A 25,693-nucleotide genomic window follows, 5' to 3' on the forward strand; every position below is an offset into this window, starting at 1 on the left:
ATCAACGGGTGATGATCAGCGGGTGCCCGCGCTCGGGGTGCGCCTGCACCAACACGTCAATACCGTACACCGCCTTCAGTGCCGCTGGGGTCAGTGCCTCTTCGGGCGTGGCAAACGCGTGGCAGCGCCCCTGTTCCAGCAACAGGATACGGTCACAGTAACGTGCTGCCAGGTTCAGGTCATGCAGGATCACCAACACTGCAGCACCGCAGTCGGCGAAGCGGCGTACGGCTTCCAAGGTGGTGTGCTGATGCAGCGGGTCGAGCATCGAGGTCGGTTCGTCGAGCAACAACGTGCTGCCCTCCTCCCCCGGCCATAGTTGCGCCAGCACGCGGGCCAGGTGTACCCGTTGCCGCTCGCCACCGGAAAGCGCCAGGTAGCTGCGCTCTACCAGGTGCCAGGCATCTGCCGCCCGCAACGCCGCTTCGACGATTTCCGCATCGCGCCGCTGACCGGTGCCATGAGGCATGCGCCCCATGCCTACCACTTCCTCCACCCGAAACGAGAAACCCAGGCTGGACACCTGCGGCAACACTGCCAGGCGCCTTGCCCGTTCCTGTCCGGCCCAATCGGCCAGCGGGCGGCCCTGCAGCGTTACCCGCCCGCGGTCGGGCGCCAGTTCACCGCACAGCACACTCAGGAGGCTGCTCTTGCCGGCACCGTTGGGACCGAGCACACCCACGACCTGCCCCGGAGGCAACTGCAGGTGAATGTCGTGCAGCACCTCATTGCTGCCCCTGCGCAGGTACAGGCCCTCTACATGCAACATCAGCCGCGCCCTCGCATCAGCAGGAACAGGAAGAACGGCGCACCAATGAAGGCCGTGACGATACCAATCGGCAGCTCGGCAGGCGCCAGCAGCAGCCGCGCCGCCAGGTCGGCGAACAACATCAGTACACCGCCGGCCAGCAGCGAGGCAGGCAGCACCACACGGTGATCAGGCCCGGCCAGCAGACGTACCAGGTGCGGCACTACCAGACCGATGAAGCCGATCAACCCGGCTGCCGCCACTGCCGCCCCCACGCCCAGCGCCGTGCAGAACACCAGCTCACGCTTGAGCCGCTCCACGTCAACGCCCAGGTGACGGGCCTCCGACTCACCCAGCAACAGGGCATTCAGCGCCTTGGCCCGGCGCGGCAGCCACACCGCTACCCCTGTCACCACCAGCAACAATGGCCACAGCCGCTCATAGCTGGCGCCATTGAGGCTGCCAAGGTTCCAGAACGTCAGCGTGCGCAAGGTGGCGTCATCGGCCAGGTAAGAGAACAGCCCCACGGCCGCGCCCCCCAGCGCGGTCATGGCCACGCCAGCCAATAGCATCGTGGCGACGTTGGTCTGGCCATCGCGGCGCCCCAGGCGGTAGACCAGCGCAGTTACCCCAAGCCCGCCAACAAACGCGCAGAACGACAGCAGATAAGGCGCGAAAGCATCCGGCATGCCGCCAAACCAGGCGCCGCCAACAATGGCAACCGCTGCCCCCATCGCGGCGCCGGCGGCAACCCCTACCAGCCCGGGGTCGGCCAGCGGGTTGCGGAACAGCCCCTGCATGGCCACCCCGGACAGCGCCAGCACCGCGCCCACCGCCAACCCCAACAGGGTGCGCGGCAGGCGGATCTGACCAAGGATCATCTCGGCCTGCTGCAGGCCATCTTCGGAAACGGGCAGCCCCAAAAGGCGCAGGCCAGCGCGCAGCGTATCGAACATTGGCAGGCTGACTGGCCCCAGCGCCAGTGACAGCCAGATCGCGAACAGGCACAGCAGGCTCAGGCCAATGAACAACGTACGTGGCGAGACCCGCTGTTTCATTGCGCGAAGCTGGCCTGAGCAGCCGGGTAGAAGGTGGCTGCCAGCGACTGCAAGGTCGCCGGTAGCCGAGGCCCGAGCCCGCCGACCAGCAGCGTCGGGTCCAAGGAGACCAGGCGTTTCTCACGCACGGCCCGCGAGGCAGCCAGCGCGGGGTTTTCTTTCAACAGCGCCTGCAAGGCCTGTTCATCGGCCAGCGCCCGGTCGGAAAACACGATCACATCCGGGTCAAGCGCCGCCAACGCTTCGTTGGAGAAGTTCTTGTAGCCTGGGTGCGCGGCCAGGTTACGCCCACCCGCCTGGCCCAACAGCCAGTCACCGGCAGTGCCTTGCCCGGCGATCAGCGGCTTGGCCCCGGCATGGCCGACCAGCAGCAACACCCCAGGAGCCTGCTGCCCGGCCTGGGCCAGCTTGACGTTGGCCTGCAACGCATCGAGCCGCTGGCGGTAGTCCGCAGCAAGCGCGGACGCTTGCTGCTCTGCACCGAGCAACTGCCCCAGGTGCCTGAGGTTTTCATCCACTGCCGGCAGCTCGGCCTTGCTGGAGAACAACTCGACCCGCACGCCGGCCTTGCGGATTTGCGCCAGTACCGGTGGCGGCCCCATTTCCTCGGTGCCCACCAGCACATCCGGGCGCAGGCTGAGGATGCCTTCGGCCGACAGTTGCCGCTGATAACCCACACTGGGCAAGGCTTTCAACGAGGCCGGGTGCTGACTGGTAGTGTCCACACCGACCAGGCGCGCTTCACCTCCCAATGCGGTTATCCACTCGCTCAAGGCGCCACCCGCGCTGACCCAGCGTTGCGGCAGCTCGGCTGCCAAGGCTTGGGTAGAGAGCACAAGGCTTGCACACAGAGCGAGAAAAGCAGCTGGACGGCGCATCATCGGGTTCCTTCTGAAGGCGGGCTACACGCCTTGTGGCGAGCGGCGGAACTGCGCACCATAGGCAGCCGGGCGCAGCGAATGCGATCAATTTGATAATTATTCGCATTGGAGCGTCAAGCCATCACGTGTTTCACGGGTCATCCTTGCCATGCACTTCCTTTGTACATCCCTCGGCCTGGCCGAGGGCCAAAGCCGCGCCTTCAGCGTAGACGGCCTCGAACTGTTCGGCGTGCGTCGCCAAGGCCAGGTGTACCTGTACCGCAACCGCTGCCCGCACCGGGACATCCCGCTGAACTGGGCAGAGGACGCGTTTCTGGATGACAGCGCCAGCCTCATCCACTGCGCCCATCACGGTGCCCTGTTCCTGATAGAAAGCGGCGAATGCGTGGCAGGCCCCTGTGAGGGTGAGCAGCTGCAGCCCCTGGGCTGCCACGAAGATAGCCAGGGCATCTGGTTCAAGGGGTCAGCAGCACCGGCAAGCGACGATCGATGACGATACCCTCGGCGTCCAGCCGAGTGCCATAGGCCAGCACCTCCACCCCGTCCGCTACGGCACTACGCAGCGCCTGGGCGTAAGCCGTATCAATTTCTTCAGCCGGGCGCACAGCGTCGATACCGGTCAGGTTCACGCAATACAGCTGCACGGCCCGCACGCCCTGCCGGGCCAGCTTTGCCAGCTCGCGCAGGTGTTTCGCACCGCGTTGAGTCACCGCATCAGGGAAGGCCGCAACTGCAGTGTCGGGGTAGCCCAGCGTCACACTCTTGACCTCGACATAGGCCGGGGCACCCTCGAATTCCAGGCGAAAGTCGATACGGCTGCCTTCTTCGCCATAGGCCACTTCGCGCTTGAGTGCAGTGAAACCGGCCAGTTCAGTGATTGTGCCGGCGCGCAGGGCCTCTTCGACTAACGCATTGGCCCGCCCGGTATTCACGCAGGCCAACCGCCCCTGGGGGGTTTCGCTGATTTCCCAGGTCCCTGGCAGCTTGCGCTTGGGGTCGTTGGAGCGGCTGAACCACACCTGCCCACCTTCACGCATGCAGTTGAGCATGGAGCCGGTATTTGGGCAGTGGATAGTCATTTGCTCGCCGCTGGCCAGTTCGATATCGGCCAGAAAGCGCTTGTAGCGACGCAACAGGCGGCCCTGCTCGAGTGAAGGAGAGAAACGCATCAGCCTTGCCAGCTCTGCAGGCCACGGGCAATACGCTGCACCGCTTCTTCCAGGCGCGGCAGGCTCTGGGTGTAAGCGAAGCGCACATGGTGCCCGGCCAGGTGGCGACCGAAGTCCAGGCCCGGCGTGAACGCCACGTGCTGGGTTTCCAGGAAGTGTCGGCAGAATGCGAACGCATCCCCGCCGAAAGCACTGATATCGGCATACAGGTAGAACGCGCCTTGCGGCTCGACGGCAATGCGGAAGCCCAGTTCACGCAGGGCGGGCAGCAGGTAGTCGCGACGGCGGGCGAATTCGGCGCGGCGCTCTTCGAAAATGGCCAGCGCCTCGGGCTGGAAGCAGGCCAGCGCGGCATGCTGGGCCATGCTCGGCGCACTGATGTACAGGTTCTGCGCCAGTTTCTCCAGGTCGGCGACCGCACCGGGCGGGGCCACCAACCAGCCAAGGCGCCAACCGGTCATGCCGAAATACTTGGAAAAACTATTCAGGACGAATGCCGAGTCGTCGACTTCCAGCACGCTCGGCGCGTCCATGCCATAGGTGAGGCCGTGGTAGATCTCGTCCACGACCAGATGGCCATGCCGCTCATGGGTGGATTTGGCCAGGCAGGCCAACGCATCGCGCCCCAGCACGGTACCGGTCGGGTTGGCCGGCGAAGCGACCAGGGCACCGACGGTGTCCTTGTCCCAGTAGCGCTCAACCAGGTCGGCAGTCAGCTGATAGTTCACATCCGGGCCCACCGGTACCAATTGGGCCCCGCCCTCGACCAGGCGCAGGAAGTGGCGATTGCACGGGTAACCCGGATCGGCCAGCAGCCAGTGCTTGCCCGGGTCCACCAGCAGGCTGCTGGCCAGCAGCAGCGCGCCGGAGCCACCTGGGGTAATAAGGATGCGTTCCGGGTCGATGTTCAGGCCATAGCGCTGCCCATAAAAGCCGGCAATTGCCTCACGCAGTGCCGGCAGACCGCGTGCAGCGGTGTAGCGCGTGTGCCCGGCGGCCAGCGCGGCCTGGCCGGCCGCAACGATGGGTGCGGCCGTGGTGAAATCCGGTTCGCCGATTTCCAGGTGGATCACGTCGTGACCGGCCGCCTGCAGCTCGTTGGCCCGGGCCAGCAGCGCCATGACGTGGAAAGGTTCGATGGCGCGGCTGCGCGCACTGTAGGGTTGGGCCATGACCTTCTCTCAATTGGGTCTAAACTGGAGATTCTACCTCTGCACACCACCGAACGTACCGCTCAGGCCGGTGTCAATTAGCAGGATCGGGCGGGGTAGCGCACCCCCGATCTATCTGGTAAGTTCGGCGGCTCGCAGTCGCAGGGCCGGCGGTCGCCGGAGATGGAGCATCCTGCGCATTGGATCAGATGAGTGAGAGGCGGTCTATTCATGTCCACCCTAGAAAAGCAAAAAGCCAACCAGAATCTTTATGGGGTTGCACCCTATCAGGAGACCAAGGGTGAGGAGTACATGGGTGAGCCCATGCGCAAGCACTTCACCAAGATCCTCACTGGCTGGAAGCAAGAGCTGATGGTCGGCGTCGACAAGACCGTTGACCATATGAAAGAAGAAGCAGCCAACTTCGCAGATCCCGCAGACCGCGCATCCCAGGAAGAGGAATTCGCCCTCGAACTGCGCAACCGCGACCGCGAGCGCAAGCTGATCAAGAAAATCGATAAAACCCTGCAGAAGATTCAGGACGAAGAGTACGGCTGGTGCGAGTCGTGCGGCATCGAGATCGGCTTGCGCCGCCTGGAAGCCCGCCCAACCGCCGACCTGTGCTTCGACTGCAAGGAAATTGCCGAGAAAAAGGAAAAAACGGTCGGCAAAGGCTGATCTTTCTTCCACCTGAACGGGGCGCATCATGCGCCCCGTTTCATTTATATGCCCAGCCTGACCATGACCGACTCCAGCTACATCGGGCGCTTCGCCCCCACCCCCAGCGGCTTCCTGCACTTCGGCTCGCTGGTCGCCGCCCTCGCCTCCTGGCTCGATGCCCGCGCCGTCAACGGCCGCTGGCTGCTGCGCATGGAAGACACCGACCCGCCCCGGGAAATGCCCGGCGCCCGCGATGCCATCCTCCAGACACTGGAACGTTATGGCCTGCACTGGGATGGCGAGGTGGTATTCCAGAGCCAGCGCCACGATGCCTATGCTGCCGTGGTAGACCGCCTGTTCAACATGGGCCTGGCGTATGCATGCACCTGCTCGCGCAAGCAACTGGAACGCTACAACGGCATCTACCCGGGCTTTTGCCGTAACGCCGGGCATGCCCGTGAAGGGGCGGCCATCCGCTTGCGGGTGCCAGAGCTGATCTACCGCTTTACCGACCGAGTGCAGGGTGAGTACCAGCAACACCTGGGGCGTGAGGTGGGCGACTTCGTCATCCAGCGTCGTGACGGGTTGTACGCCTACCAGCTGGCCGTGGTGCTGGACGATGCCTGGCAGGGTGTTACCGACATCGTGCGGGGTGCCGACCTGCTCGACAACACCCCGCGCCAGCTGTACCTGCAGGAGTTGCTGGGCTTCTCACAGCCGCGTTACCTGCATATTCCGCTGATCGTGCAGCCGGATGGGCACAAGCTGGGCAAGTCGTACCGTTCACCGCCACTGCAGGCGGAGCATGCTACCCCCCTGCTGCTGCGGGCATTGCGGGCGCTGGGGCAGGAGACAGACCCGGAACTGCTGTTGGCGACGCCGGCAGAGGTGCTGGCAGTCGCGCGCACGCAATGGCGGCCGGAAGCCATCGCGCAGCGGACCACGGTGCCAGAGGCTGATCTGCGCTGAACCTTCCGGCCTCTTCGCGGGCGCGCCCGCGCCCACAGGGTCCTCAATAAACCTAGAAGCAACGCTTTACCTGTAGGAGCGGGTTCACCCGCGAAGAGGCCGGCACATTCATTCCACCTCTCAAAAACAAAAGCCCAATAAATTCAAACCCTTGGCGAACGCTGTGGATTCCCGCTAGCATCCCCCCTGCCATTTGCGCCAATAATAAGTTCAAGCCCGCAGCGCCCAACCATCGAGGCCAGCATGTACATCTATCGTTTGGTCCTGCTTCTGGTCGTGGGGATCTACCTGTTCTCCCCGGCCATCATGGACTGGTGGATCGAACCGACCGGAGCCTGGTACCGCCCCTACCTGCTCTGGCTGATCCTGATCGTCGTCACCTTCATCCTGCAGAGCCAAAGAGATGCCGATGAGCTTTAGCCTGACCCAGATGATCCTGATCAGCGCCGGGTACCTCATGGTGCTGTTCGGCGTGGCCTGGATCAGCGAGCGCGGGCTGATCCCTCGTTCGATCATTCGCCACCCACTCACCTACACCCTGTCGCTGGGCGTCTACGCCAGTGCCTGGGCCTTCTATGGCTCGGTTGGTCTGGCCTACCAGTACGGCTACGGCTTCCTTGCCTGTTACCTGGGGGTGTCTGGCGCATTCCTGCTGGCGCCGGTGCTGCTCTATCCGATCCTCAAGATCACCCGCACCTACCAGCTGTCATCCCTGGCCGACCTGCTGGCCTTCCGCTTCCGCAGTACCTGGGCCGGGGCCTTGACCACCATCATCATGCTGATTGGCGTGCTCCCGTTGCTGGCCCTGCAGATCCAGGCGGTGGCCGACTCGATCAGCATCCTTACCGGTGAACCGGTCAAGGCCCGGGTGGCCTTTGCCTTTTGCACGCTGATCATTCTGTTCACCATCTTCTTCGGCTCGCGGCACATCGCCACGCGCGAGAAGCATGAGGGGTTGGTTTTCGCCATCGCCTTCGAGTCGGTGATCAAGCTGCTGGCCTTGGGCGGCATCGGCCTGTATGCCTTGTATGGCGTATTCGGCGGCCCGCACGAGCTGGAAGTCTGGCTGTTGCAGAACCAGACCGCCCTTGCCGCCCTGCACACCCCCCTGCAGGAAGGCCCATGGCGCACCCTGCTGCTGGTGTTCTTCGCCTCGGCCATCGTCATGCCGCACATGTACCACATGGCCTTTACCGAAAACCTCAACCCGCGCTCGCTGGTCAGCGCCAGCTGGGGCCTGCCGCTGTTCCTGCTGCTGATGAGCCTTGCCGTGCCGCTGGTGCTGTGGGCCGGCCTGCGCCTGGGCGCCAGCACCAACCCCGAGTACTTCACCCTGGGCCTGGGCATCGCCGCCAACAACCAGGCATTGGCACTGCTGGCCTACATTGGCGGCCTGTCGGCAGCCAGCGGCCTGATCATCGTCACCACCCTGGCGCTGTCGGGCATGGCCCTGAACCACCTGGTGCTGCCGCTTTACCAGCCGCCGGCCGAAGGCAACATCTACCGTTGGCTAAAGTGGACCCGCCGTGCATTGATCGTCGCCATCATCACCGCCGGCTTCATGTTCTACCTGAGCCAGAACTACCACCAGAGCTTGGCCAACCTGGGTATCGTCGCGTTCGTCGCCACCTTGCAGTTCCTGCCTGGGGTGCTGTCGGTGCTCTATTGGCCAACCGCCAACCGCCGCGGTTTCATCGCCGGGCTGCTGGCCGGCACTCTGGTGTGGATGGTGACCATGCTGCTGCCGCTTCTCGGCAACTTGCAGGGCTTCTACATCCCGCTGCTGGACATGATCTATGTGCTGGACGACACCAGCTGGCACATGGCAGCCATCGCCTCGTTGGCGGCCAACGTGCTGCTGTTCACCCTGATCTCACTGTTCACCAACGCCAGCACCGAAGAGGTCAGCGCGGCCGAAGCCTGTGCCGTGGATAACGTGCGCCGCCCGCAGCGCCGCGAGCTGCACGCCGCCTCGCCGCAGGAATTCGCCACCCAGCTGGCCAAGCCGCTGGGCGCCAAGGCCGCGCAAAAGGAAGTCGAGCAAGCGCTGCGCGACCTCTACCTGCCGTTCGACGAGCGCCGCCCCTATGCCCTGCGCCGCCTGCGCGACCGCATCGAAGCCAACTTGTCCGGCCTGATGGGGCCGAGCGTCGCCCAGGACATGGTCGAGACTTTCCTGCCGTACAAGTCCGGTAACGAAAACTACGTGACCGAAGACATCCACTTCATCGAAAGCCGCCTGGAAGACTACCACTCGCGCCTGACCGGGCTGGCGGCCGAACTCGATGCCTTGCGCCGCTACCATCGCCAGACCCTGCAGGAATTGCCCATGGGCGTCTGCTCACTGGCCAAGGACCAGGAAATCCTGATGTGGAACAAGGCCATGGAAGAGCTCACCGGCATCGCCGCCAAGCATGTGGTCGGCTCGCGCCTGGTCACCATCGACGAGCCTTGGCGCGGCCTGCTGCAAGGTTTCATCAACGTGCCCGATGAGCACCTGCACAAGCAGCGCCTGGCGCTGGACGGCCAGCCGCGCTGGCTGAACCTGCACAAGGCAGCCATCGACGAGCCACTGGCCCCCGGTAACAGCGGGCTGGTATTGCTGGTGGAGGACCTTACCGAAACCCAGGCACTGGAAGACAAGCTGGTGCACTCCGAGCGCCTGGCCAGCATCGGCCGCCTGGCCGCCGGGGTGGCCCACGAGATCGGCAACCCGATCACCGGCATCGCCTGCCTGGCGCAAAACCTGCGCGAGGAACGCGAAGGCGATGGCGAAATCATCGAGTTGTCCAGCCAGATCCTGGACCAGACCAAGCGCGTATCGCGCATCGTCCAGTCGCTGATGAGCTTCGCCCATGCTGGCGGCAGCCACCAGAACAGCGAGGAACCGGTGTGCCTGGCCGAAGTGGCACAAGACGCCATCGGTCTGCTGGCGTTGAACCGGCGCAATTTCGAAGTACAGTTCTTCAACCTTTGCGACCCGGACCATTGGGCCGAAGGTGACCCGCAGCGCCTGGCCCAGGTGCTGATCAACCTGCTCTCCAACGCCCGCGATGCCTCGCCGCCCGGTAGCGCCGTGCGCGTGCGCAGCGAGGTTAACGAGCACACCGTCGACCTGATCGTCGAAGACGAAGGCAGCGGGATTCCGAAGAACATCATGGACCGCCTGTTCGAACCCTTCTTCACCACCAAGGACCCGGGCGAAGGAACCGGACTGGGGCTCGCTCTGGTCTATTCCATCGTGGAAGAGCATTATGGGCAAATCACCATCGACAGCCCGGCCGATATCGAACGGCAACGTGGCACCCGGATCCGCGTGACCCTGCCCCGGCATGTCGTAGCGACGTCCCCTGAAATTCGAGACCGTCGAGAGAATTGAATCAATGCCGCACATTCTGATCGTCGAAGACGAAACCATCATCCGCTCGGCCCTGCGTCGCCTGCTTGAGCGGAACCAGTACCAGGTCAGCGAGGCCGGCTCGGTGCAGGAAGCCCAGGAACGCTTCAGCATTGCCACTTTCGACCTCATCGTCAGCGACCTGCGCCTGCCAGGCGCGCCCGGCACCGAGCTGATCAAGCTCGGCCAGGGCACCCCGGTGCTGATCATGACCAGTTACGCCAGCCTGCGCTCAGCGGTGGACTCGATGAAAATGGGCGCGGTGGACTACATTGCCAAGCCCTTCGACCATGACGAGATGCTGCAGGCCGTAGCGCGTATTCTGCGTGACCGGCAGAACGCCCCCGCTGCTGCACCGCCTGCCGAGCCACGCGCCAGCAATGGCAAGGCTACAGCGTCCGACAAAGGCAGCGCGGTAACGGCCAATGGCGAGATCGGTATCATCGGCTCGTGCCAGCCCATGCAGGACATGTACAGCAAGATCCGCAAAGTCGCGCCTACCGACTCCAATGTGCTGATCCAGGGCGAGTCCGGCACCGGTAAAGAGCTGGTGGCCCGCGCCCTGCACAACCTGTCTCGCCGGGCCAAGGCACCGATGATCTCGGTGAACTGCGCGGCCATCCCCGAAACGCTGATCGAATCCGAGCTGTTCGGCCACGAAAAAGGCGCGTTCACCGGCGCCAGCGCCGGGCGCGCCGGCTTGGTGGAGGCCGCCGATGGCGGTACGCTGTTCCTCGATGAAATTGGCGAACTGCCGCTCGAAGCCCAGGCTCGCCTGCTGCGTGTGCTGCAGGAAGGCGAGATACGCCGGGTAGGTTCGGTGCAGTCGCAAAAGGTCGATGTGCGCCTGATCGCCGCGACCCACCGTGACCTGAAGAACCTGGCCAAGGCCGGCCAGTTCCGTGAAGACTTGTATTACCGACTGCACGTCATCGCCCTGAAGCTGCCGGCTCTGCGCGAGCGTGGTAGCGACGTCAACGAGATCGCCAACGTCTTCCTCGCCCGCCAAAGCGCTCGCATCGGCCGCGACGACCTGCACTTCTCGGCCGAGGCCGAGCAAGCCATTCGTCACTACAGCTGGCCCGGTAACGTGCGTGAACTGGAAAACGCCGTGGAGCGCGCGGTGATTCTCAGCGAGAGCGCAGAAATTTCCGCCGAGCTGCTGGGCATCGACATCGAGCTGAGCGACCTGGAAGAGGATGACCTCCTCGACAATGCCCTGGTGGTGGCCAACGCGGGCAATGCCAGCCACGAGCCGACCGAAGACCTGTCGCTGGAAGACTATTTCCAGCACTTCGTGCTTGAACACCAGGACCACATGACCGAGACCGAACTGGCACGCAAGCTCGGCGTCAGCCGCAAGTGCCTGTGGGAACGCCGCCAGCGCCTGGGCATCCCACGGCGCAAGAGCAACGCTACCAGCGAATAACCGACCTGCGCACCGTACGCCGCAGCCTATGCGGCGTCGGTGAGATCGAGCGCCGCCCGCGCGGCGCTTCGCGGCTAAAGCCGCTCCTACATTTGTTTCGGGCCAGTCCCTCCTGTGCCACGCGCGCGCGACCGCCTTGTTGTACGACGCAATCTCGAGCCATGCGCCAAGGCGTTCGCGCGCAAATCCCACAGAAAAAATTGGCCCGAACACATGTAGGAGCAGCTTTAGCCGCGAAGCGCCGCGCGGGCGGCGCTCGGTCTCACAGGCGCTGAACGTGTCACGGCGAACACCCCAGGTAACACCTCACCTCCCGTAAAAATCTGTTACCCAAGCTTTCCGCCGTAACAGTCCCCGAGGCGTACGGTAACGAAATTGCGACATTTTCGACCTGCCAAAAATTGCAGAACCCGCTCAACCCCTTGATTTTACTGAGTTTTGAAAAGTTGGCACGGCACCTGCTATATGTTTGGTACAAGAACAATAACAAGCACTGCAACTCAGAATAAGAACAAGACGAAACGGCTCACGCACAATAAAAACAAGATGGCGGAGGCGCAGCTAACTGATTCTTTTGGAGAGGATGCGTGTTTGGGGCTTGCCCCACAACCAGGCAGAGAACAACAAAAACTGCACTAAAAGCAGCGCCTGAACTGGTTGGATCGACAGATCAACGTGTCATCAGCGGCCAAAGCAATCCGTTTGCTCTTTACCCCCGGTTTGGGGGTCGTCCACAAGCTTCGAGATTTGTGGGCAGGGCACTCAACAAAAACAAGAAGCCCAGCAAAAAAACAATAAGAGCACGCAACGACTTCTTGGGGAGCTTAGGCTCCCCTTGTCGTTTCTACCCTTCTGGCAGGCATCCTGCTACCCGCCTACACCATTCCCCGAGTAAATGCTAGAATCCCCGCCCATCATGCGGCCATTCTCCTATTCTTGGCCGAACATTCCTTCACACAGTGCATCCCATGCTGAAGAAGCTGTTCCAGTCTTTCCGCCCGCCCGTACCGGGCCCGCACCACAGGCGCACCACGCCCGAGGTGATCAACAAGAGCCAGCACTCGCTGCAGCGCCACCAGTTCAGCCGTCATGCGGTGAACATCGTGGAGCGCCTGCAAAGCGCCGGCTACCAGGCTTACCTGGTCGGTGGCTGTGTCCGCGACCTGATGCTGGGCATCACGCCGAAGGACTTCGACGTCGCCACCAGCGCCACCCCCGAACAGGTCCGTGCCGAGTTCCGCAACGCCCGCATCATTGGTCGTCGCTTCAAGTTGGTCCATGTGCATTTCGGCCGTGAGATCATTGAAGTCGCCACCTTCCGCGCCCACCACTCCGAGGACGACCAGGGCGATGCCCACCGTTCGTCGCATAACGCCAGTGGCCGCATTCTGCGAGACAACGTGTACGGCACCCTGGAAGAGGACGCGCAACGCCGCGACTTCACCATCAACGCCCTGTACTACGATCCGGTCAGCGAGCGCATTCTCGATTACGCCAACGGTGTGCACGACGTGCGCAATCGCCTGCTGCGGCTGATCGGGGAGCCGACCCACCGCTACCAGGAAGACCCGGTGCGCATGCTGCGCGCGGTGCGCTTTGCCGCCAAGCTCGACTTTGGCATCGAAAAGCACACCTACCTGCCAATTCGCGGCCTGGCCCCGATGCTGCGCGAAATTCCACCCGCGCGCCTGTTCGAGGAATGCCTCAAGCTGTTCCTCAGCGGCCAAGGTGCCATCGCCTTCGAAATGCTGGTTGACCTGGAGTTGTTCGAACCGCTGTTCCCGGCCAGTGCCCACGCGCTGGATGAGCGGCCGACCTACACCCACACGCTGATCAGCCAGGCACTGAACAACACCGACCTGCGCGTGAAGCAGGGCAAGCCGGTGACGCCAGCCTTCCTGTTTGCTGCTCTGCTCTGGCCAGCTCTGCCGGCCCGTGTGCTGCACCTGCAGAATCAGGGCGTGCCGCCGATCCCGGCCATGAACGGCGCAGCCCACGACCTGATCGCCGAGCAGTGCGCGCGCATTGCCATCCCCAAGCGTTTCACCCTGCCGATCCGCGAGATCTGGGACATGCAGGAGCGCCTGCCGCGCCGCAGCGGCAAGCGCGCCGACATGCTGCTGGACAACCCGCGTTTCCGCGCCGGTTACGACTTCCTGCTGCTGCGTGAAAGCGCCGGGGAAGAAACCGACGACCTGGGCCAGTGGTGGACCGATTACCAGGAGGCAAACGACAGCGAGCGCCGCGAGATGATCCGCGAGCTTGGTAGCCGTGACGACAGTGCCGGCCCGCGCAAGCGCAAGCGCAGCGGCAGCAAACGCAAGCGCAGTGGCGACGAGGCGTTCGAGTGACCATTCGCGCCTACGTAGGCCTGGGCAGCAACCTGGACGCACCTGCCGAGCAGTTGCGTAGCGCCTTGCAGGCGCTGGACCAGGTCGAAGCCACGCGCCTGGTAGCCGCCTCGGCCCTGTACACCAGTGATTCGCTGCTGCCCGGCCAACCGCGCTACACCAACGCTGTCGCCGCCCTAGACACCGCCCTGGCGCCACTGGCATTGCTCGATGCGTTGCAGGCCATCGAAAACGACCAGGGCCGCGTGCGCAAGGAGCGCTGGGGCCCACGTACGCTGGACCTGGACATCTTGCTGTTCGGTGACCAGGTGCTCGACCAGCCACGCCTGAAAGTGCCGCATTACCACATGCATGCCCGCCCCTTCGTGCTGTATCCGTTGGCCGAGCTGGTACCGGGCGATTTCCGCCTGGCCGATGGTCGTGCCCTCGCGCAACTGCTCGACGAATGCCCATTCGTCGGCCTGGAACGCCTGTAGACCGGGCGTTCCAGCCTGCATTACCACCTCGGTAACGCCAGTAACACCCTGATCGTAACAATGCGGTAACAGGGTGATTGACTTCCCCCACCTCGCTCACGACTATAGGCGTCCCGTGTGGCACCAAAGTGCCGCATACCCGTATTTAGGCCCGGACGGACCTGTGCCCGAACATCACGCGCGATGATGTGCCGCTCCGGAAGATGACTACACGCGTTGAATGCAGTCGTTTTTTACAGCGCCTGAACGAGGAATTTCCTACATGCCTGAAGTAACCCTTACCACCCTTAACGGCCTCAAGGCCAAGGGTGAAAAAATCACCATGCTGACCTGCTACGACGCGACCTTCGCCAAGGCCGCCAGCCAGGCCGGCGTTGAAGTGTTGCTGGTGGGCGACTCGCTGGGGATGGTCCTGCAGGGCCACGACAGCACCTTGCCGGTCACCACGGCGGAGATGGCCTACCACACCGCCAGCGTCAAACGCGGCAACGACGGCGCGCTGATCCTCACCGACCTGCCGTTCATGGCCCACGCCACGCCGGAGCAGGCCTTTGCCAACAGCGCCACACTGATGCAGGCCGGCGCCCACATGGTAAAAATCGAAGGCGCAGCCTGGCTGGCCGAAACCATCCGCTTGCTGGCCGAGCGTGGTGTGCCGGTGTGCGCGCACATGGGCCTGACCCCGCAAACCGTCAACGTGCTGGGCGGCTACAAAGTGCAGGGCCGCCAGGAGGCCCAGGCCCGGCAGATGCGCGCCGACGCCATTGCCCTGGAACAGGCCGGTGCGGCCATGCTGCTGCTCGAGTGCGTACCCAGCGAGCTGGCAGCGGAAATCACCAATGCCGTTGGCATCCCGGTAATCGGCATTGGCGCCGGCAGCGCCACCGATGGCCAGGTACTGGTACTGCACGACATGCTCGGCCTGTCGCTGAGCGGCCGGGTACCGAAGTTCGTGAAGAACTTCATGCAGGGCCAACCGGATATCCATAGCGCCCTCGTCGCTTACGTTGAGGCGGTCAAGCAAGTCAGTTTCCCAGGCAGCGAACACGGGTTCAGTGCATGAATACAGTCAAGACCGTCCGCGAACTGCGCGCGGCAGTGGCCCGCGCGCGCGGTGAGGGCAAGCGCATCGGTTTCGTGCCGACCATGGGCAACCTGCACAGCGGCCATGCAGCCTTGGTGACCAAGGCTGCCCAGCGCGCCGACTTCGTGGTCGCCAGTATCTTCGTCAACCCGCTGCAGTTCGGCGCCAACGAAGACCTCGACAAATACCCACGCACCCTGGCAGCCGACCAGGAGCGCCTGGTGCAGGCCGGCTGCAACCTGCTGTTCGCGCCCACCGTGGAAGAGATGTACCCCGACGGCATGAGCGTGCAGACACGCGTCAGCGTGCCGCAGCTTTCCGAAGGCCTGTGCGGCGCCAGCCGGCCTGGGCATTTCGAGGGCGTGGCCACCGTGGTCAACAAGCTGTTCAACATGGTCCAGCCAGACCTTGCCGTGTTCGGCGAGAAGGACTATCAGCAGTTGGCGGTGATCCGCGCCATGGTGCGCGACCTGAACATGCCGATCCAGATCATCGGCGAACCCACCGTGCGTGCCGAAGACGGCTTGGCGCTGTCGTCGCGCAATGGCTACCTCACGCCAGAGCAGCGTACTGTTGCGCCAGCGCTGTACCGCACACTGCAGCACATTGCAGCGGGCATCGGTCATGGCCAGCGAGATTTTGCCGCGCTGGTCGCTGAAGGCCAGGCGCAACTGAGCGCAGCGGGTTTCCGCCCGGATTACCTGGAAGTACGCCATGCCGTAAGCTTGCGCCCGGCAGTGATCGATGATCGAGACCTGGTGGTGATTGCGGCGGCTTACCTGGGTAACACACGCTTGATCGACAACCTCTACCTGCATGTGGAAGAGAAGACCGCATAACGGTCTTGGGCTGCCTTGCAGCCCATTCGCGGGCAAGCCCGCTCCTGCACGTTTACCTGTAGGGGCGGGCTTGCTTGCAATGCCCCACCAAAATCCCCCTGCCATACCCATTCCCAGCACGTGGCCTTTGCCTATAATGGTGCCAGCCTGAACCCGGCAACGACTGCCGTGTCCAAGCCCTCACCACGCACCAAGGGAACCCCGCGCAATGGCGTATTACCGTACACCCCACGATGTGACGGCCCTGCCCGCCTGGCAGGCGCTTCAGAAACACCGCGACGCCATGCAAAGCTTCAGCATGCGCGAAGCCTTCGCCGCCGATGCCAAACGCTTCGACCAGTTTTCCCTTAGCGCTTGCGGCCTGTTCCTCGACTACTCAAAAAACCTGATCACCGAGCAAAGCCGCGAGCTGCTGGTCAGCCTGGCCAATGAAGTGGGCCTGCAAGACGCCATCAAGTCGATGTTCAGCGGTGAGATCATCAACGCCTCCGAAGGCCGCCCGGTGCTTCACACCGCCTTGCGCCGGCCCGTAGGTGACAAACTCAGCGTCAACGGCGTGAACGTCATGCCGGAAGTGCACAAAGTGCTCAACCAGATTACCGAACTGGTTGGCCGCATTCACGATGGCCTGTGGCGCGGCTACAGCGAAAAGCCCATCACCGACGTGGTCAACATTGGCATCGGCGGTTCGTTCCTCGGCCCCGAGCTGGTGTCCGAAGCGCTGCTACCCTACGCCCAGCGCGGCGTGCGCTGCCACTACCTGGCCAATATCGACGGCAGCGAGTTCCACGAGCTGTCGGCCAACCTGCGCGCCGAAACCACCCTGTTCATCGTCTCGTCGAAGTCGTTCAACACCCTCGAGACGCTGAAAAACGCCATGGCCGCGCGGACCTGGTACCTGGCCCAAGGCGGCTCGGAAGCCGAGCTGTACCGCCACTTCATTGCAGTGTCCAGCAACAAGGCCGCTGCTGTAGCGTTCGGTATCCGCGAAGAAAACATCTTCCCGATGTGGGACTGGGTGGGCGGGCGCTACTCGCTGTGGTCGGCCATCGGCCTGCCGATCGCCCTGGCCATCGGCACTGCCAACTTCAAGGAACTGCTGTCCGGCGCCTACACCATGGACCAGCACTTCCAGACCGCACCGTTCGACAAGAACATGCCGGTGCTACTGGCCCTGCTGGGCGTGTGGTATGGCAACTTCTGGGACGCGAACAGCCACGCGATCCTGCCGTACGACCACTACCTGCGCAACATCACCAAGCACTTGCAGCAGCTGGACATGGAATCCAACGGCAAGAGCGTGCTGCAAGACGGTACCCCGGTGAAGACCGACACCGGGCCGGTGATCTGGGGCGGTGTGGGCTGCAACGGCCAGCATGCCTACCACCAGTTGCTGCACCAGGGCACCCAGTTGATTCCGGCCGATTTCATCGTGCCGGTGGTGAGCTTCAACCCGGTTGCCGACCACCACCAGTGGCTGTACGCCAACTGCCTGTCGCAGAGCCAGGCGCTGATGCTGGGCAAAACCCGCGAGGAAGCCGAAGCCGAATTGCGCGCTAAAGGCCTCAACGAAGCAGACATCGAAAAGCTGGCACCGCACAAGGTAATCCCGGGTAACCGCCCGAGCAACACGTTGGTGGTCGAGCGCATCAGCCCGCGCCGCCTGGGCGCGTTGGTGGCAATGTACGAGCACAAGGTGTTCGTACAGAGCGTTATCTGGGGTATCAACGCCTTCGACCAGTGGGGTGTTGAGCTGGGCAAGGAACTGGGCAAGGGCGTTTACCAGCGCTTGGTCGGCAGCCTGGAAGACAGCGCCGAAGACGGTTCCACCCAAGGCCTGATCAACTACTTCCGCGGCCGTCACCGCGGTTGATCCGAAACCTGTGCCGGCCTCTTCGCGGGTAAACCCGCTCCTACCAGGCAACGCGTTACCTCGTAGGAGCGGGTTTACCCGCGAAGAGGCCGGCCCAGGTTGAACACCGCTCCCAGCTACACTGTCCTATCGAATAGCCGTTGCAGTCCATCGCCCCTTACAAGAGCAGGACCACCCGCCATGTTCGATATCCGCAAATACCCCCAGGCCCTGGCCGTCAGCCAGTCCGCCGCCCTCACCCCCGAAGACTACCGCCGCCTCTACCGCCAGTCGGTCGAAGACCCAGACATCTTCTGGGCCGAACAGGCCAAACGCCTGGACTGGATCAAACCGTGGTCAAGCGTGCAGCAATGCGACCTGCATACCGGCAAGGCCCGCTGGTTCGACGGCGCTCAACTCAACGTCAGCTTCAACTGCATCGACCGCCACCTGGCCCAGCGCGGCGAGCAAACGGCCCTGCTGTGGGAAGGCGACGACCCCAAGGACTCCAAGGCCATCACCTATCGCGAACTGCACCGTGAGGTCTGCCGCCTGGCCAATGCAATGAAAGCGCGCGGCGTGAGAAAAGGCGACCGGGTATGCATCTACATGCCAATGATTCCCGAGGCCGCCTTCGCCATGCTCGCCTGCACCCGCATCGGCGCCATCCACTCGGTGGTGTTCGGCGGTTTCTCCCCCGATGCCTTGCGAGACCGTATTCTCGATGCCGACTGCCGCACCGTGATCACCGCCGATGAAGGCGTGCGTGGCGGTAAACGCATCCCACTGAAACAGAACGTCGACAAAGCCCTGGCCAGCTGCCCAGCGGTCAGTAGCGTATTGGTGGTGCGCCGCACTGGCGGCGATGTTGCCTGGGCTGAGGGCCGCGACCTCTGGTATCACGAAGCGACGAAAGAGGCCGGTGACGACTGCCCCCCTGAACCGATGGAGGCCGAAGACCCGCTGTTCATCCTCTACACCTCCGGCAGCACTGGCAAACCCAAAGGGGTGCTGCATACCACCGGCGGCTACCTGCTGCAGGCAACGGTGACCTTCAAGGTGGTGTTCGATTATCGTGACGGCGAGGTGTTCTGGTGCACCGCCGATGTCGGCTGGGTGACTGGCCACAGCTACATCGTCTACGGCCCGCTGGCCAATGGCGCAATCTCGCTGATGTTCGAAGGCGTGCCCAACTACCCAGACACCTCGCGCTTCTGGCAGGTGGTGGACAAACACCAGGTGAACATCTTCTACACCGCCCCGACCGCCCTGCGCGCACTGATGCGCGAGGGCTCTGCGCCACTGCAGAGCACCTCACGCAAAAGCCTGCGTCTACTGGGCAGCGTCGGCGAGCCGATCAACCCGGAAGCCTGGGAATGGTATTTCGAGGAGGTCGGGCAAAAGCGCTGCCCGATTGTGGATACCTGGTGGCAGACCGAAACCGGCGGCATCATGCTCACCCCACTGCCCGGCACACAGTCACTCAAACCCGGCTGCGCTACCCAGCCAATGTTCGGCGTGCAACCGGTGCTACTGGACGAAAAAGGCAAACTGATCGAAGGCCCCGGCGCCGGCGTGCTGGCGATCAAAGCCAGCTGGCCGGGGCAGATCCGCAGTGTCTACGGCGACCACCAGCGGATGGTCGACACCTACTTCAAGCCGTTGCCCGGCTACTACTTCACTGGCGACGGTGCCCGCCGCGATGCCGATGGCGACTACTGGATCACCGGGCGCATCGACGATGTGATCAACGTGTCCGGGCACCGCATCGGCACCGCTGAAGTGGAAAGCGCACTTGTGCTGCATGACAGCGTGGCCGAGGCCGCGGTGGTCGGCTACCCCCACGACCTCAAGGGCCAAGGCGTCTACGCCTTCGTCACGACCATGAATGGCGTGACACCAGATGACACGCTGAAGGCCGAGCTGCTGGCCCTGGTCAGCAAGGAAATCGGCAGCTTCGCCAAGCCTGAGCTGATTCAGTGGGCGCCAGCGCTACCCAAGACGCGCTCAGGCAAGATCATGCGGCGTATACTGCGCAAAATCGCCTGCAATGAGCTGGAAAACCTGGGCGATACCTCGACCCTGGCCGACCCAAGCGTGGTACAGGGCCTGATCGACAAACGCCTCAACCAGTAACCGGCGGCCGCAAATCTGGCCGCCCTGTACAGCAGGTCGCCATGGAAGCCCTTCGTCGCCGTATCGAAACCCAGGTCATGAGCCTCACTGGGCTGGCCCTCGGCCAGCTCGACCTGGAATCGCCCAAGGGCGACCCCGGCCTGTTCGGCCCGCACAGTATTAGCTGGCGGGTACATGGCGACTTCCCGAGCATGCTGGTCGGTGGCATCAGCGCGCTGATGCTGCAGTTGTTGCATCCCCTGGCCTTGGCCGGTGTGTGGGACCACTCCAATTTTCGTGAAGACCTGCTCGGCCGCTTGCGCCGCACCAGCCAGTTCATTTCCGGCACCACCTTCGGCGCCACTGGCGATGCCGAGTGGCTGATCGACAAAGTGCGCACCATTCACCTGCAGGTCACCGGCACTGCACCGGATGGCCGCCCTTATGCGGCCAGCGACCCGGATCTGTTGACCTGGGTGCATGTAGCGGAGGTCAGCCGTTTCCTCGCCGCCCACCTGCGTTACCGCAACCCACACCTGCCACGCGCCGAGCAGGATGCCTATTACAACGAAATCGCCCTGATCGCCGAGCGCCTCGGTGCCCGTGACGTGCCGCGCTCGTGCCAGCAAGTTGAAGACTATCTGCAACACATACGCCCACAGCTGCACTGTGATACGCGCAGCCATGAGGTCATGCGAATCCTGCTCAACGCCCCTGCACCCAGCCGCCTGGCACAGCCTGTTGGCAAACTGATGCTGCACGCGGGTATCGACTTGCTGCCCGGCTGGGCCCAGGCACTGCTCGGCCTGCAGCACGGGCCCCTGCAGCAGCGCCTGATCCGCCTGGGCCTGCGCCGCACCGCGCCGGTATTGCGCTGGGCAATGCGCGACGGCTCGGCACACCGGGCCAAACGGCGCATGGGCATTGATTGAGCGAAAAGGTTGGCCCCTGCGGAACTGATTTAACGTGCCATACTCCAAGCACTCCTGCTTAGACAGACGAAGCGACACATGTACAAAGGATTGACTCGCGCCGCTGGCGCAATCGTGGCCTTGGTAGCCCTGTATAGCCTGCTCGGCTTTCTCATTCTTCCCGGTGTCGCACTGCGCATCGCCAACCAGCAGTTGGCCCAATACGCCACCGTGCCGGCCCACCTCGAACGGATCGAACTCAACCCCTTCAGCCTCGAGCTGACGCTGTGGGGCCTGCAGATCGGCGAGCCGGGCAAGGAACAGGTCGGTTTCGAGCGTCTTTACGCTAACGCCTCGCTCGACAGCCTATGGACAAAAGCCCTGCATCTGGAAGCGGTGGAGCTCGACAAACCGCGCAACGAAGTGCTGTTCGCCAAGGACGGTACCCTCAACCTGACCGGGTTGTTCAAACTACCGGCCAGCGAAGCCAAACCCGAAGAGCCGCCCAGCGACCCGTTCCCGCTGCGTATTGGCAGCATCAAGCTCATCGACGGTTACCTGCACTTCGAGGACCTGCGGCCCAGCGAGCCGATCGAGTTCCTCTACGACAACATGAATCTGGAGCTGAAAAACCTCAGCACCCTGCCCAACGACAACGCCGACATGACCTTGGTGGCCAGCGGCCCCAATGGCGGACGCATCGACTGGAAGGGCACGCTGAGCCTGTCGCCGATCGCCTCCGAAGGCACACTGAAGGTCACTGACGGCAAGATGAAGCTGTTCTGGCCCTACGTGCGCGATGCCGTGCCACTGGTGCTGGAAGACGGCGTGGTAAGCCTCGATACGCACTACAAGCTCAACCTCGCCAAACAGACCGAGCTGCTGCTGGATAACGTCTCCGTGCGCATCGCGCCATTCGCCATCAAGGCGCCGGATGGCCGACCGTTGGCACGCCTGGCCAGCCTGGAGGTTAGCGAAACCACCATTGATCTGGTCAAACAGCAGGTCACCGTGGGCAAGGTTCGCAGCGAAAAGCTCGAAACCTGGGCGGCGCTGGAAAAAGATGGCCAGCTCGACTGGCAGAAGCTGTTCGCCAGCCAACCCGCCAAGGCCACGCCGAAGGAAAAGGCCGAGCCGGCGGCCGCAGCACCTACGCCTGAAGAGAAAGCGGTCAACGAGCCAAGCAAACCCTGGCAAGTGCTGCTCAAGGACGTGCAGTTGCGCAACTACCTGGTACACCTGGCAGATCGCAGCCAGAAGGCACCGGTAGCCTTGGACATTGGCCCTCTCAATGCCGACCTGCAAGGTTTCGACAGCCTCAACCAGTCGCCCTTCACCCTCAAACTCGATACAGGTGTGGGTAAGCAAGGCAAGCTGCAGGCTGCAGGCCAGGTCAACCTGGCACCGATATGGGCAAAGCTGGATGTGAGCACCCGCGACATCGACCTGCGTGTAGCCCAGGCCTACATCAGCCCGTTCATCCTGCTGGAGCTGCGCAGCGGCATGCTCTCGAGCGACCTCAAGGTCGACCTGAAGAACACCGCGCCGCTGGCGTTCAGTGTGACCGGCAAGGCGCAGGTCAGCCAGTTGCATACCCTCGACACCATCAAGAGCCGCGACTTCGTCAAATGGCAGCAGGTGAACGTCGACGGCTTGTCCTACGTGCACGGCGATGCTCTGTCGATCGACAAGGTGACCCTGCTGCAGCCCTATGCACGCTTCATCATCAACGAAGACCGCACCACTAACGTGAATGATCTGCTGATCCCGCAACCGGCCGACGCCCCGGCGAGCAGCCAGCCCAAGCCGACCACGGCCAGCAGCAACAAGCCGCTTGGCATCCATATCGGGCAGATCGACATCAATGACGGCTCGGCCAACTTTGCCGACCTGTCGCTAACCCCCAACTTCGCCACGGCCATCCAGCAACTCAACGGGCAGATCGGCACCATCGACAACCGCAAGCCACAGCCGGCCAAGGTCGACGTCAAGGGCAAGGTAGACCGCTACGCACCGGTTACCATCAAGGGCGCACTCAACCCGTTCAACCCACTGGCCAGCCTGGACATTGCCACCAGCTTCAAGCGCGTCGAACTGACCACGCTGACGCCCTACTCCGGCAAGTTCGCCGGCTTCCGCATCCGCAAGGGGCGGCTGAACCTGGACCTGCACTACTTGATCACCAACGGCCAGCTCAAGGCCGAGAACAAGGTAGTAGTGGAGCAACTGCAGCTGGGCGAGAAAGTCGACAGCCCGGATGCGGTCGACCTTCCAATCCGCCTGGCGGTGGCATTGCTGAAGGATACCGAGGGCAAGATCTCGATCGAGCTGCCGGTGTCTGGCGACCTCAACAACCCGCAATTCAGCGTGATGCCGATTGTTTGGCAAACCCTGCGCAACCTGGTGCTGCGCGCGGCGCAGGCGCCATTCAAATTCATTGGCGGGCTGATCAGCGGCGGTAGCTCGGAAGACCTTGGCAACGTGGCCTTCGCCCCCGGTTCCAGCGAACTCAGCGGCGAGGCCCAGTCGTCCTTGGACAAGCTGGCATCCGCGCTGAAAGAGCGCCCGGAACTGCGCCTGGAAATCGAAGGCACCAGCGCCCAGGCCAGCGACGGCCCGCTGATTGCCCAACAGCGCCTTGAGCGTGAGTACCAGGCCACCTGGTACAAGATCCTGCAGCGACGGGGTGACAAGGTGCCGGCCAATGCCTCGATGCTGGTGGTTGACGACAGTGACAAACCGGCGATGCTCGAAGGCATCTACCGCACCCGCCTGAAGCAGCAGCCGCCTGCCGAATGGGAGCAGTTGGGCCGTGACGAGCGCGCCGCCAAGCTGCGCGAGGCCGTGATCAAGTCGTGGGCCGAGAGTACCGCCTTGCTGCGTACCTTGGGGCAGGAGCGCGCCAGCAGCATCAAGGACTATCTGGTCGACAAGGGCAAGCTGGAAGACGACCGGGTGTACTTCATCGATACCAGCCTGGGGCAGCCTCAAAGCGATGGCCGGGTGGTGACACCGATGCACCTGGATGCCGAGTAATCCCCTCTGGCAGGCCTGGCCTGTTCGCAGGCACGCCCGCCCCCACAGGCCTGCGCACTACCTGTGGGAGCGGGCGTGCCCGCGAAGAGGCCAGCACGGGCTTCAAACCAAGCGCTGCCCCGACACCGCCGGGTGATACAACGGTTGAACCTTGTTCCCGGCCGGGTCCAGCAGGTGGAAGCTGCGTGCGCCGTCACCATGGTTGAACGGCCGGTCGAGCAAGGTCACGCCACGGGCCTTGAAGTACGCATACCAGGCTTCCAGCTCCTCCACACTGTCGACAACGAACCCGTAGTGATCCAGGGTCTGCAACCCGTTGGCCGCCCCTGCCCCACGCCCCAATGACAGGTTGTCGTTACCGCAAGTGAGGTACACCAGGTCCTCATTGGCGCGATTCAGCACTTCCATGCCCAGCACATCGACGTAGAAGCGTTCACACTCTTCCAGGTTAGGCACCAGCAGGGCGATGTGGCGCAAGCCATTCAGGCGGCCAGGGCGTGCAGGCAATTCGGACATTGGCGAAGCTCCATTTTTGTATACAATTCATTATTGAATTTAAAACAAAAGGAGAGATTTGTGTATAGCCTGTTCATCAAGACCCGAGTGAAGCCTGGATGCGCCGACGCTTTCCTGAGTGCAATCAAGGTCAATGCTGCAGCTTCCGTGGCGAGTGAGCCTGGCTGTCTGGTGTTCGATGTGTCGCAGGACCGGGTTGATCCGGATGTGATCTACCTGTACGAAATCTACCGCGATGATGCTGCGTATGAAGCGCATACCCAGACCGCGCATTTTCGCGACAGCCGCCCATTGGTGGAGCCTCTGATCCTTGAGCAGGAATGCTTCGAAAGCGATGTGATCGCGCGCAACCCAGTGTATTGAACTCAAGAAAAAGCCCTGGCACGGGCCAGGGCTTTGCTGAAAGTGGCCAAATCCATTTGGCCGACGGGACATTCCTTTACTCGGCTTTCAGGCCGTCAGACATTACGCTCTTGACGCCTTTGATGTTCTTGGTGATGCGCACCGCTTCTGCTTTCTGCGATTCGGTAACCTTCACATCAGAAGACAGCGAAACAACACCTTGGCTGGTCTCGACTTTGATGTCGCTGCCTGGGATGCCTTTTTCAGTCAGCAGATCAGCTTTGACCTTGGTAGTGATCCAAGTGTCGGAGCCTTCTTGCTTGGCGTTGTCGACGGTGTTGGCCGCCAACATGACTGGAGCCTGGGTTGGCTCAGCGGCGAATGCACCGTTAGCCATGGTCAGGGTCAGAGCGGTAGCAGTAGCGGCAGCAATGGCGAACTTCTTCATGTGGGTCACTCCTGTTTTTCGAAGGGTCTGCGCCGTATGTCCTGGCGTCAGGTATGAAGGTAGTTGCATGGGCTGTGCCAGCTTGGCCTCTTCGTTTATTTCCTTTTAAATCAATCAGTTAGCAAAACACCATCGCTGCTGCGGTCGTGCATTTTGCAATCTGCGCGGTAAACCTGCATGCAAGATGCAAGTCCGCAAAAGGTTCCCGCCCCCATGAAAAAAGGGCCCCGAACAGATTGTGTGAAAACACACTGATAGGTC

The 25,693-nt window shown here is 62.9% G+C and carries 22 protein-coding genes; 15 read left to right on the plus strand and 7 right to left on the minus strand.

The genetic code is table 11. From position 1 onward, the window contains the following. Position 1: 1 nt before the first annotated feature. From LMH93_RS23365 to LMH93_RS23375, 3 genes are read right to left on the minus strand one after another with little or no spacing between them, the layout of a single operon-like run. Positions 2–769 (minus strand): heme ABC transporter ATP-binding protein, encoded by a 768-nt coding sequence (locus LMH93_RS23365; protein WP_003250021.1) that lies wholly within the window; start codon positions 767–769, stop codon positions 2–4. Beyond that, positions 769–1,752 (minus strand): FecCD family ABC transporter permease, encoded by a 984-nt coding sequence (locus LMH93_RS23370; protein WP_230065381.1) that lies wholly within the window; start codon positions 1,750–1,752, stop codon positions 769–771. Before LMH93_RS23370 ends, LMH93_RS23365 begins: the two co-directional genes overlap by 1 nt. Before the next feature lie 50 nt (positions 1,753–1,802). Further along, positions 1,803–2,687 (minus strand): heme/hemin ABC transporter substrate-binding protein, encoded by an 885-nt coding sequence (locus tag LMH93_RS23375; RefSeq protein ID WP_060537782.1) that lies wholly within the window; start codon positions 2,685–2,687, stop codon positions 1,803–1,805. A 148-nt stretch (positions 2,688–2,835) separates the two neighbouring features. On the opposite strand from LMH93_RS23375, the gene LMH93_RS23380 reads away from it, so the two are divergent. After that, positions 2,836–3,180 (plus strand): Rieske (2Fe-2S) protein, encoded by a 345-nt coding sequence (locus LMH93_RS23380; RefSeq protein ID WP_017147960.1) that lies wholly within the window; start codon positions 2,836–2,838, stop codon positions 3,178–3,180. On the opposite strand, the gene sfsA is transcribed toward LMH93_RS23380, so the two are convergent. Next, positions 3,143–3,856, minus strand: coding sequence for a DNA/RNA nuclease SfsA (gene sfsA, locus LMH93_RS23385; RefSeq protein WP_185279973.1), 714 nt, complete (start codon positions 3,854–3,856; stop codon positions 3,143–3,145). The genes LMH93_RS23380 and sfsA overlap by 38 nt on opposite strands. Next, positions 3,856–5,028, minus strand: coding sequence for a pyridoxal phosphate-dependent aminotransferase (locus LMH93_RS23390; protein ID WP_047603402.1), 1,173 nt, complete (start codon positions 5,026–5,028; stop codon positions 3,856–3,858). The genes sfsA and LMH93_RS23390 overlap by 1 nt, the downstream gene beginning before the upstream one ends. Positions 5,029–5,238: 210 nt before the next feature. Between LMH93_RS23390 and dksA the strand changes: the two genes are divergently transcribed. From dksA to LMH93_RS23455, 13 genes are all read left to right on the plus strand, one after another. Then, positions 5,239–5,685, plus strand: a complete 447-nt coding sequence (gene dksA / locus LMH93_RS23395; protein WP_003250009.1) for an RNA polymerase-binding protein DksA — start codon at positions 5,239–5,241, stop codon at positions 5,683–5,685. A 63-nt stretch (positions 5,686–5,748) separates the two neighbouring features. After that, positions 5,749–6,636 carry a tRNA glutamyl-Q(34) synthetase GluQRS gene (gene gluQRS / locus LMH93_RS23400; RefSeq protein ID WP_003250007.1) on the plus strand — a complete coding sequence of 296 codons (888 nt, stop codon included), beginning with the start codon at positions 5,749–5,751 and terminating at the stop codon, positions 6,634–6,636. A 243-nt stretch (positions 6,637–6,879) separates the two neighbouring features. Beyond that, a complete protein-coding gene (locus LMH93_RS23405; RefSeq protein ID WP_003250005.1) occupies positions 6,880–7,056 on the plus strand; it encodes a hypothetical protein in 177 nt (58 codons plus the stop codon). Beyond that, on the plus strand, positions 7,040–10,015 hold the full coding sequence (locus LMH93_RS23410; protein WP_012053738.1) for a sensor histidine kinase: 2,976 nt from the start codon (positions 7,040–7,042) through the stop codon (positions 10,013–10,015). Before LMH93_RS23405 ends, LMH93_RS23410 begins: the two co-directional genes overlap by 17 nt. A 4-nt stretch (positions 10,016–10,019) precedes the next feature. Beyond that, the gene (locus LMH93_RS23415; protein WP_185279972.1) at positions 10,020–11,462 is read left to right on the plus strand and encodes a sigma-54-dependent transcriptional regulator; all 1,443 of its coding nucleotides are present in this window, start codon (positions 10,020–10,022) and stop codon (positions 11,460–11,462) included. A gap of 968 nt (positions 11,463–12,430) precedes the next feature. Continuing rightward, on the plus strand, positions 12,431–13,813 hold the full coding sequence (locus tag LMH93_RS23420; protein ID WP_230064644.1) for a polynucleotide adenylyltransferase PcnB: 1,383 nt from the start codon (positions 12,431–12,433) through the stop codon (positions 13,811–13,813). Further along, positions 13,810–14,289, plus strand: coding sequence for a 2-amino-4-hydroxy-6-hydroxymethyldihydropteridine diphosphokinase (gene folK, locus LMH93_RS23425; protein ID WP_010955348.1), 480 nt, complete (start codon positions 13,810–13,812; stop codon positions 14,287–14,289). The genes LMH93_RS23420 and folK overlap by 4 nt, the downstream gene beginning before the upstream one ends. Positions 14,290–14,551: 262 nt before the next feature. Further along, on the plus strand, positions 14,552–15,352 hold the full coding sequence (gene panB / locus LMH93_RS23430) for a 3-methyl-2-oxobutanoate hydroxymethyltransferase (protein WP_003249992.1): 801 nt from the start codon (positions 14,552–14,554) through the stop codon (positions 15,350–15,352). Next, positions 15,349–16,212, plus strand: a complete 864-nt coding sequence (panC, locus tag LMH93_RS23435) for a pantoate--beta-alanine ligase (RefSeq protein ID WP_003249990.1) — start codon at positions 15,349–15,351, stop codon at positions 16,210–16,212. The genes panB and panC overlap by 4 nt, the downstream gene beginning before the upstream one ends. A gap of 208 nt (positions 16,213–16,420) precedes the next feature. Then, a complete protein-coding gene (gene pgi, locus LMH93_RS23440) occupies positions 16,421–18,085 on the plus strand; it encodes a glucose-6-phosphate isomerase (RefSeq protein ID WP_003249988.1) in 1,665 nt (554 codons plus the stop codon). A 180-nt stretch (positions 18,086–18,265) separates the two neighbouring features. Then, entirely contained in the window at positions 18,266–20,200 is a 1,935-nt protein-coding gene (acs, locus tag LMH93_RS23445) for an acetate--CoA ligase (protein WP_230064646.1), read from the plus strand. A 41-nt stretch (positions 20,201–20,241) separates the two neighbouring features. Continuing rightward, positions 20,242–21,111: an oxygenase MpaB family protein gene (locus LMH93_RS23450; protein ID WP_230064648.1), complete on the plus strand. Its 870-nt coding sequence runs from the start codon at positions 20,242–20,244 to the stop codon at positions 21,109–21,111. Between the two features lie 78 nt (positions 21,112–21,189). Next, positions 21,190–24,126 (plus strand): DUF748 domain-containing protein, encoded by a 2,937-nt coding sequence (locus LMH93_RS23455; RefSeq protein ID WP_102886074.1) that lies wholly within the window; start codon positions 21,190–21,192, stop codon positions 24,124–24,126. Positions 24,127–24,228: 102 nt separating this feature from the next. Here LMH93_RS23455 and LMH93_RS23460 read toward each other — a convergent pair whose 3' ends face one another. After that, positions 24,229–24,642, minus strand: a complete 414-nt coding sequence (locus LMH93_RS23460; RefSeq protein ID WP_003249980.1) for a VOC family protein — start codon at positions 24,640–24,642, stop codon at positions 24,229–24,231. Positions 24,643–24,702: 60 nt separating this feature from the next. Between LMH93_RS23460 and LMH93_RS23465 the strand changes: the two genes are divergently transcribed. Beyond that, a complete protein-coding gene (locus LMH93_RS23465) occupies positions 24,703–25,005 on the plus strand; it encodes a putative quinol monooxygenase (RefSeq protein WP_230064651.1) in 303 nt (100 codons plus the stop codon). A 76-nt stretch (positions 25,006–25,081) separates the two neighbouring features. Here the strand turns inward: LMH93_RS23465 and LMH93_RS23470 are convergent, their stop codons facing one another. After that, the gene (locus LMH93_RS23470; RefSeq protein WP_003249976.1) at positions 25,082–25,432 is read right to left on the minus strand and encodes a BON domain-containing protein; all 351 of its coding nucleotides are present in this window, start codon (positions 25,430–25,432) and stop codon (positions 25,082–25,084) included. Positions 25,433–25,693: the final 261 nt, after the last annotated feature.

Source organism: Pseudomonas sp. CIP-10, from assembly GCF_020911845.1.
In the GTDB taxonomy this organism is placed as follows: Bacteria; Pseudomonadota; Gammaproteobacteria; order Pseudomonadales; family Pseudomonadaceae; genus Aquipseudomonas; species Aquipseudomonas alloputida.

Excerpts from the sequence above, each read along its gene's own strand:
- LMH93_RS23455 (WP_102886074.1), top strand. The coding sequence starts at position 21,190 with ATGTACAAAGGATTGACTCGCGCCGCTGGCGCAATCGTGGCCTTGGTA.
- LMH93_RS23415 (WP_185279972.1), top strand. The coding sequence starts at position 10,020 with ATGCCGCACATTCTGATCGTCGAAGACGAAACCATCATCCGCTCGGCC.
- dksA (WP_003250009.1), top strand. The coding sequence starts at position 5,239 with ATGTCCACCCTAGAAAAGCAAAAAGCCAACCAGAATCTTTATGGGGTT.
- pgi (WP_003249988.1), top strand. The coding sequence starts at position 16,421 with ATGGCGTATTACCGTACACCCCACGATGTGACGGCCCTGCCCGCCTGG.
- LMH93_RS23420 (WP_230064644.1), top strand. The coding sequence starts at position 12,431 with ATGCTGAAGAAGCTGTTCCAGTCTTTCCGCCCGCCCGTACCGGGCCCG.
- LMH93_RS23380 (WP_017147960.1), top strand. The coding sequence starts at position 2,836 with ATGCACTTCCTTTGTACATCCCTCGGCCTGGCCGAGGGCCAAAGCCGC.
- LMH93_RS23450 (WP_230064648.1), top strand. The coding sequence starts at position 20,242 with ATGGAAGCCCTTCGTCGCCGTATCGAAACCCAGGTCATGAGCCTCACT.
- LMH93_RS23470 (WP_003249976.1), bottom strand. The coding sequence starts at position 25,432 with ATGAAGAAGTTCGCCATTGCTGCCGCTACTGCTACCGCTCTGACCCTG.
- LMH93_RS23410 (WP_012053738.1), top strand. The coding sequence starts at position 7,040 with ATGCCGATGAGCTTTAGCCTGACCCAGATGATCCTGATCAGCGCCGGG.
- panB (WP_003249992.1), top strand. The coding sequence starts at position 14,552 with ATGCCTGAAGTAACCCTTACCACCCTTAACGGCCTCAAGGCCAAGGGT.
- LMH93_RS23365 (WP_003250021.1), bottom strand. The coding sequence starts at position 769 with ATGTTGCATGTAGAGGGCCTGTACCTGCGCAGGGGCAGCAATGAGGTG.
- LMH93_RS23460 (WP_003249980.1), bottom strand. The coding sequence starts at position 24,642 with ATGTCCGAATTGCCTGCACGCCCTGGCCGCCTGAATGGCTTGCGCCAC.
- sfsA (WP_185279973.1), bottom strand. The coding sequence starts at position 3,856 with ATGCGTTTCTCTCCTTCACTCGAGCAGGGCCGCCTGTTGCGTCGCTAC.
- panC (WP_003249990.1), top strand. The coding sequence starts at position 15,349 with ATGAATACAGTCAAGACCGTCCGCGAACTGCGCGCGGCAGTGGCCCGC.
- acs (WP_230064646.1), top strand. The coding sequence starts at position 18,266 with ATGTTCGATATCCGCAAATACCCCCAGGCCCTGGCCGTCAGCCAGTCC.
- gluQRS (WP_003250007.1), top strand. The coding sequence starts at position 5,749 with ATGACCGACTCCAGCTACATCGGGCGCTTCGCCCCCACCCCCAGCGGC.
- LMH93_RS23405 (WP_003250005.1), top strand. The coding sequence starts at position 6,880 with ATGTACATCTATCGTTTGGTCCTGCTTCTGGTCGTGGGGATCTACCTG.
- LMH93_RS23375 (WP_060537782.1), bottom strand. The coding sequence starts at position 2,687 with ATGATGCGCCGTCCAGCTGCTTTTCTCGCTCTGTGTGCAAGCCTTGTG.
- LMH93_RS23390 (WP_047603402.1), bottom strand. The coding sequence starts at position 5,028 with ATGGCCCAACCCTACAGTGCGCGCAGCCGCGCCATCGAACCTTTCCAC.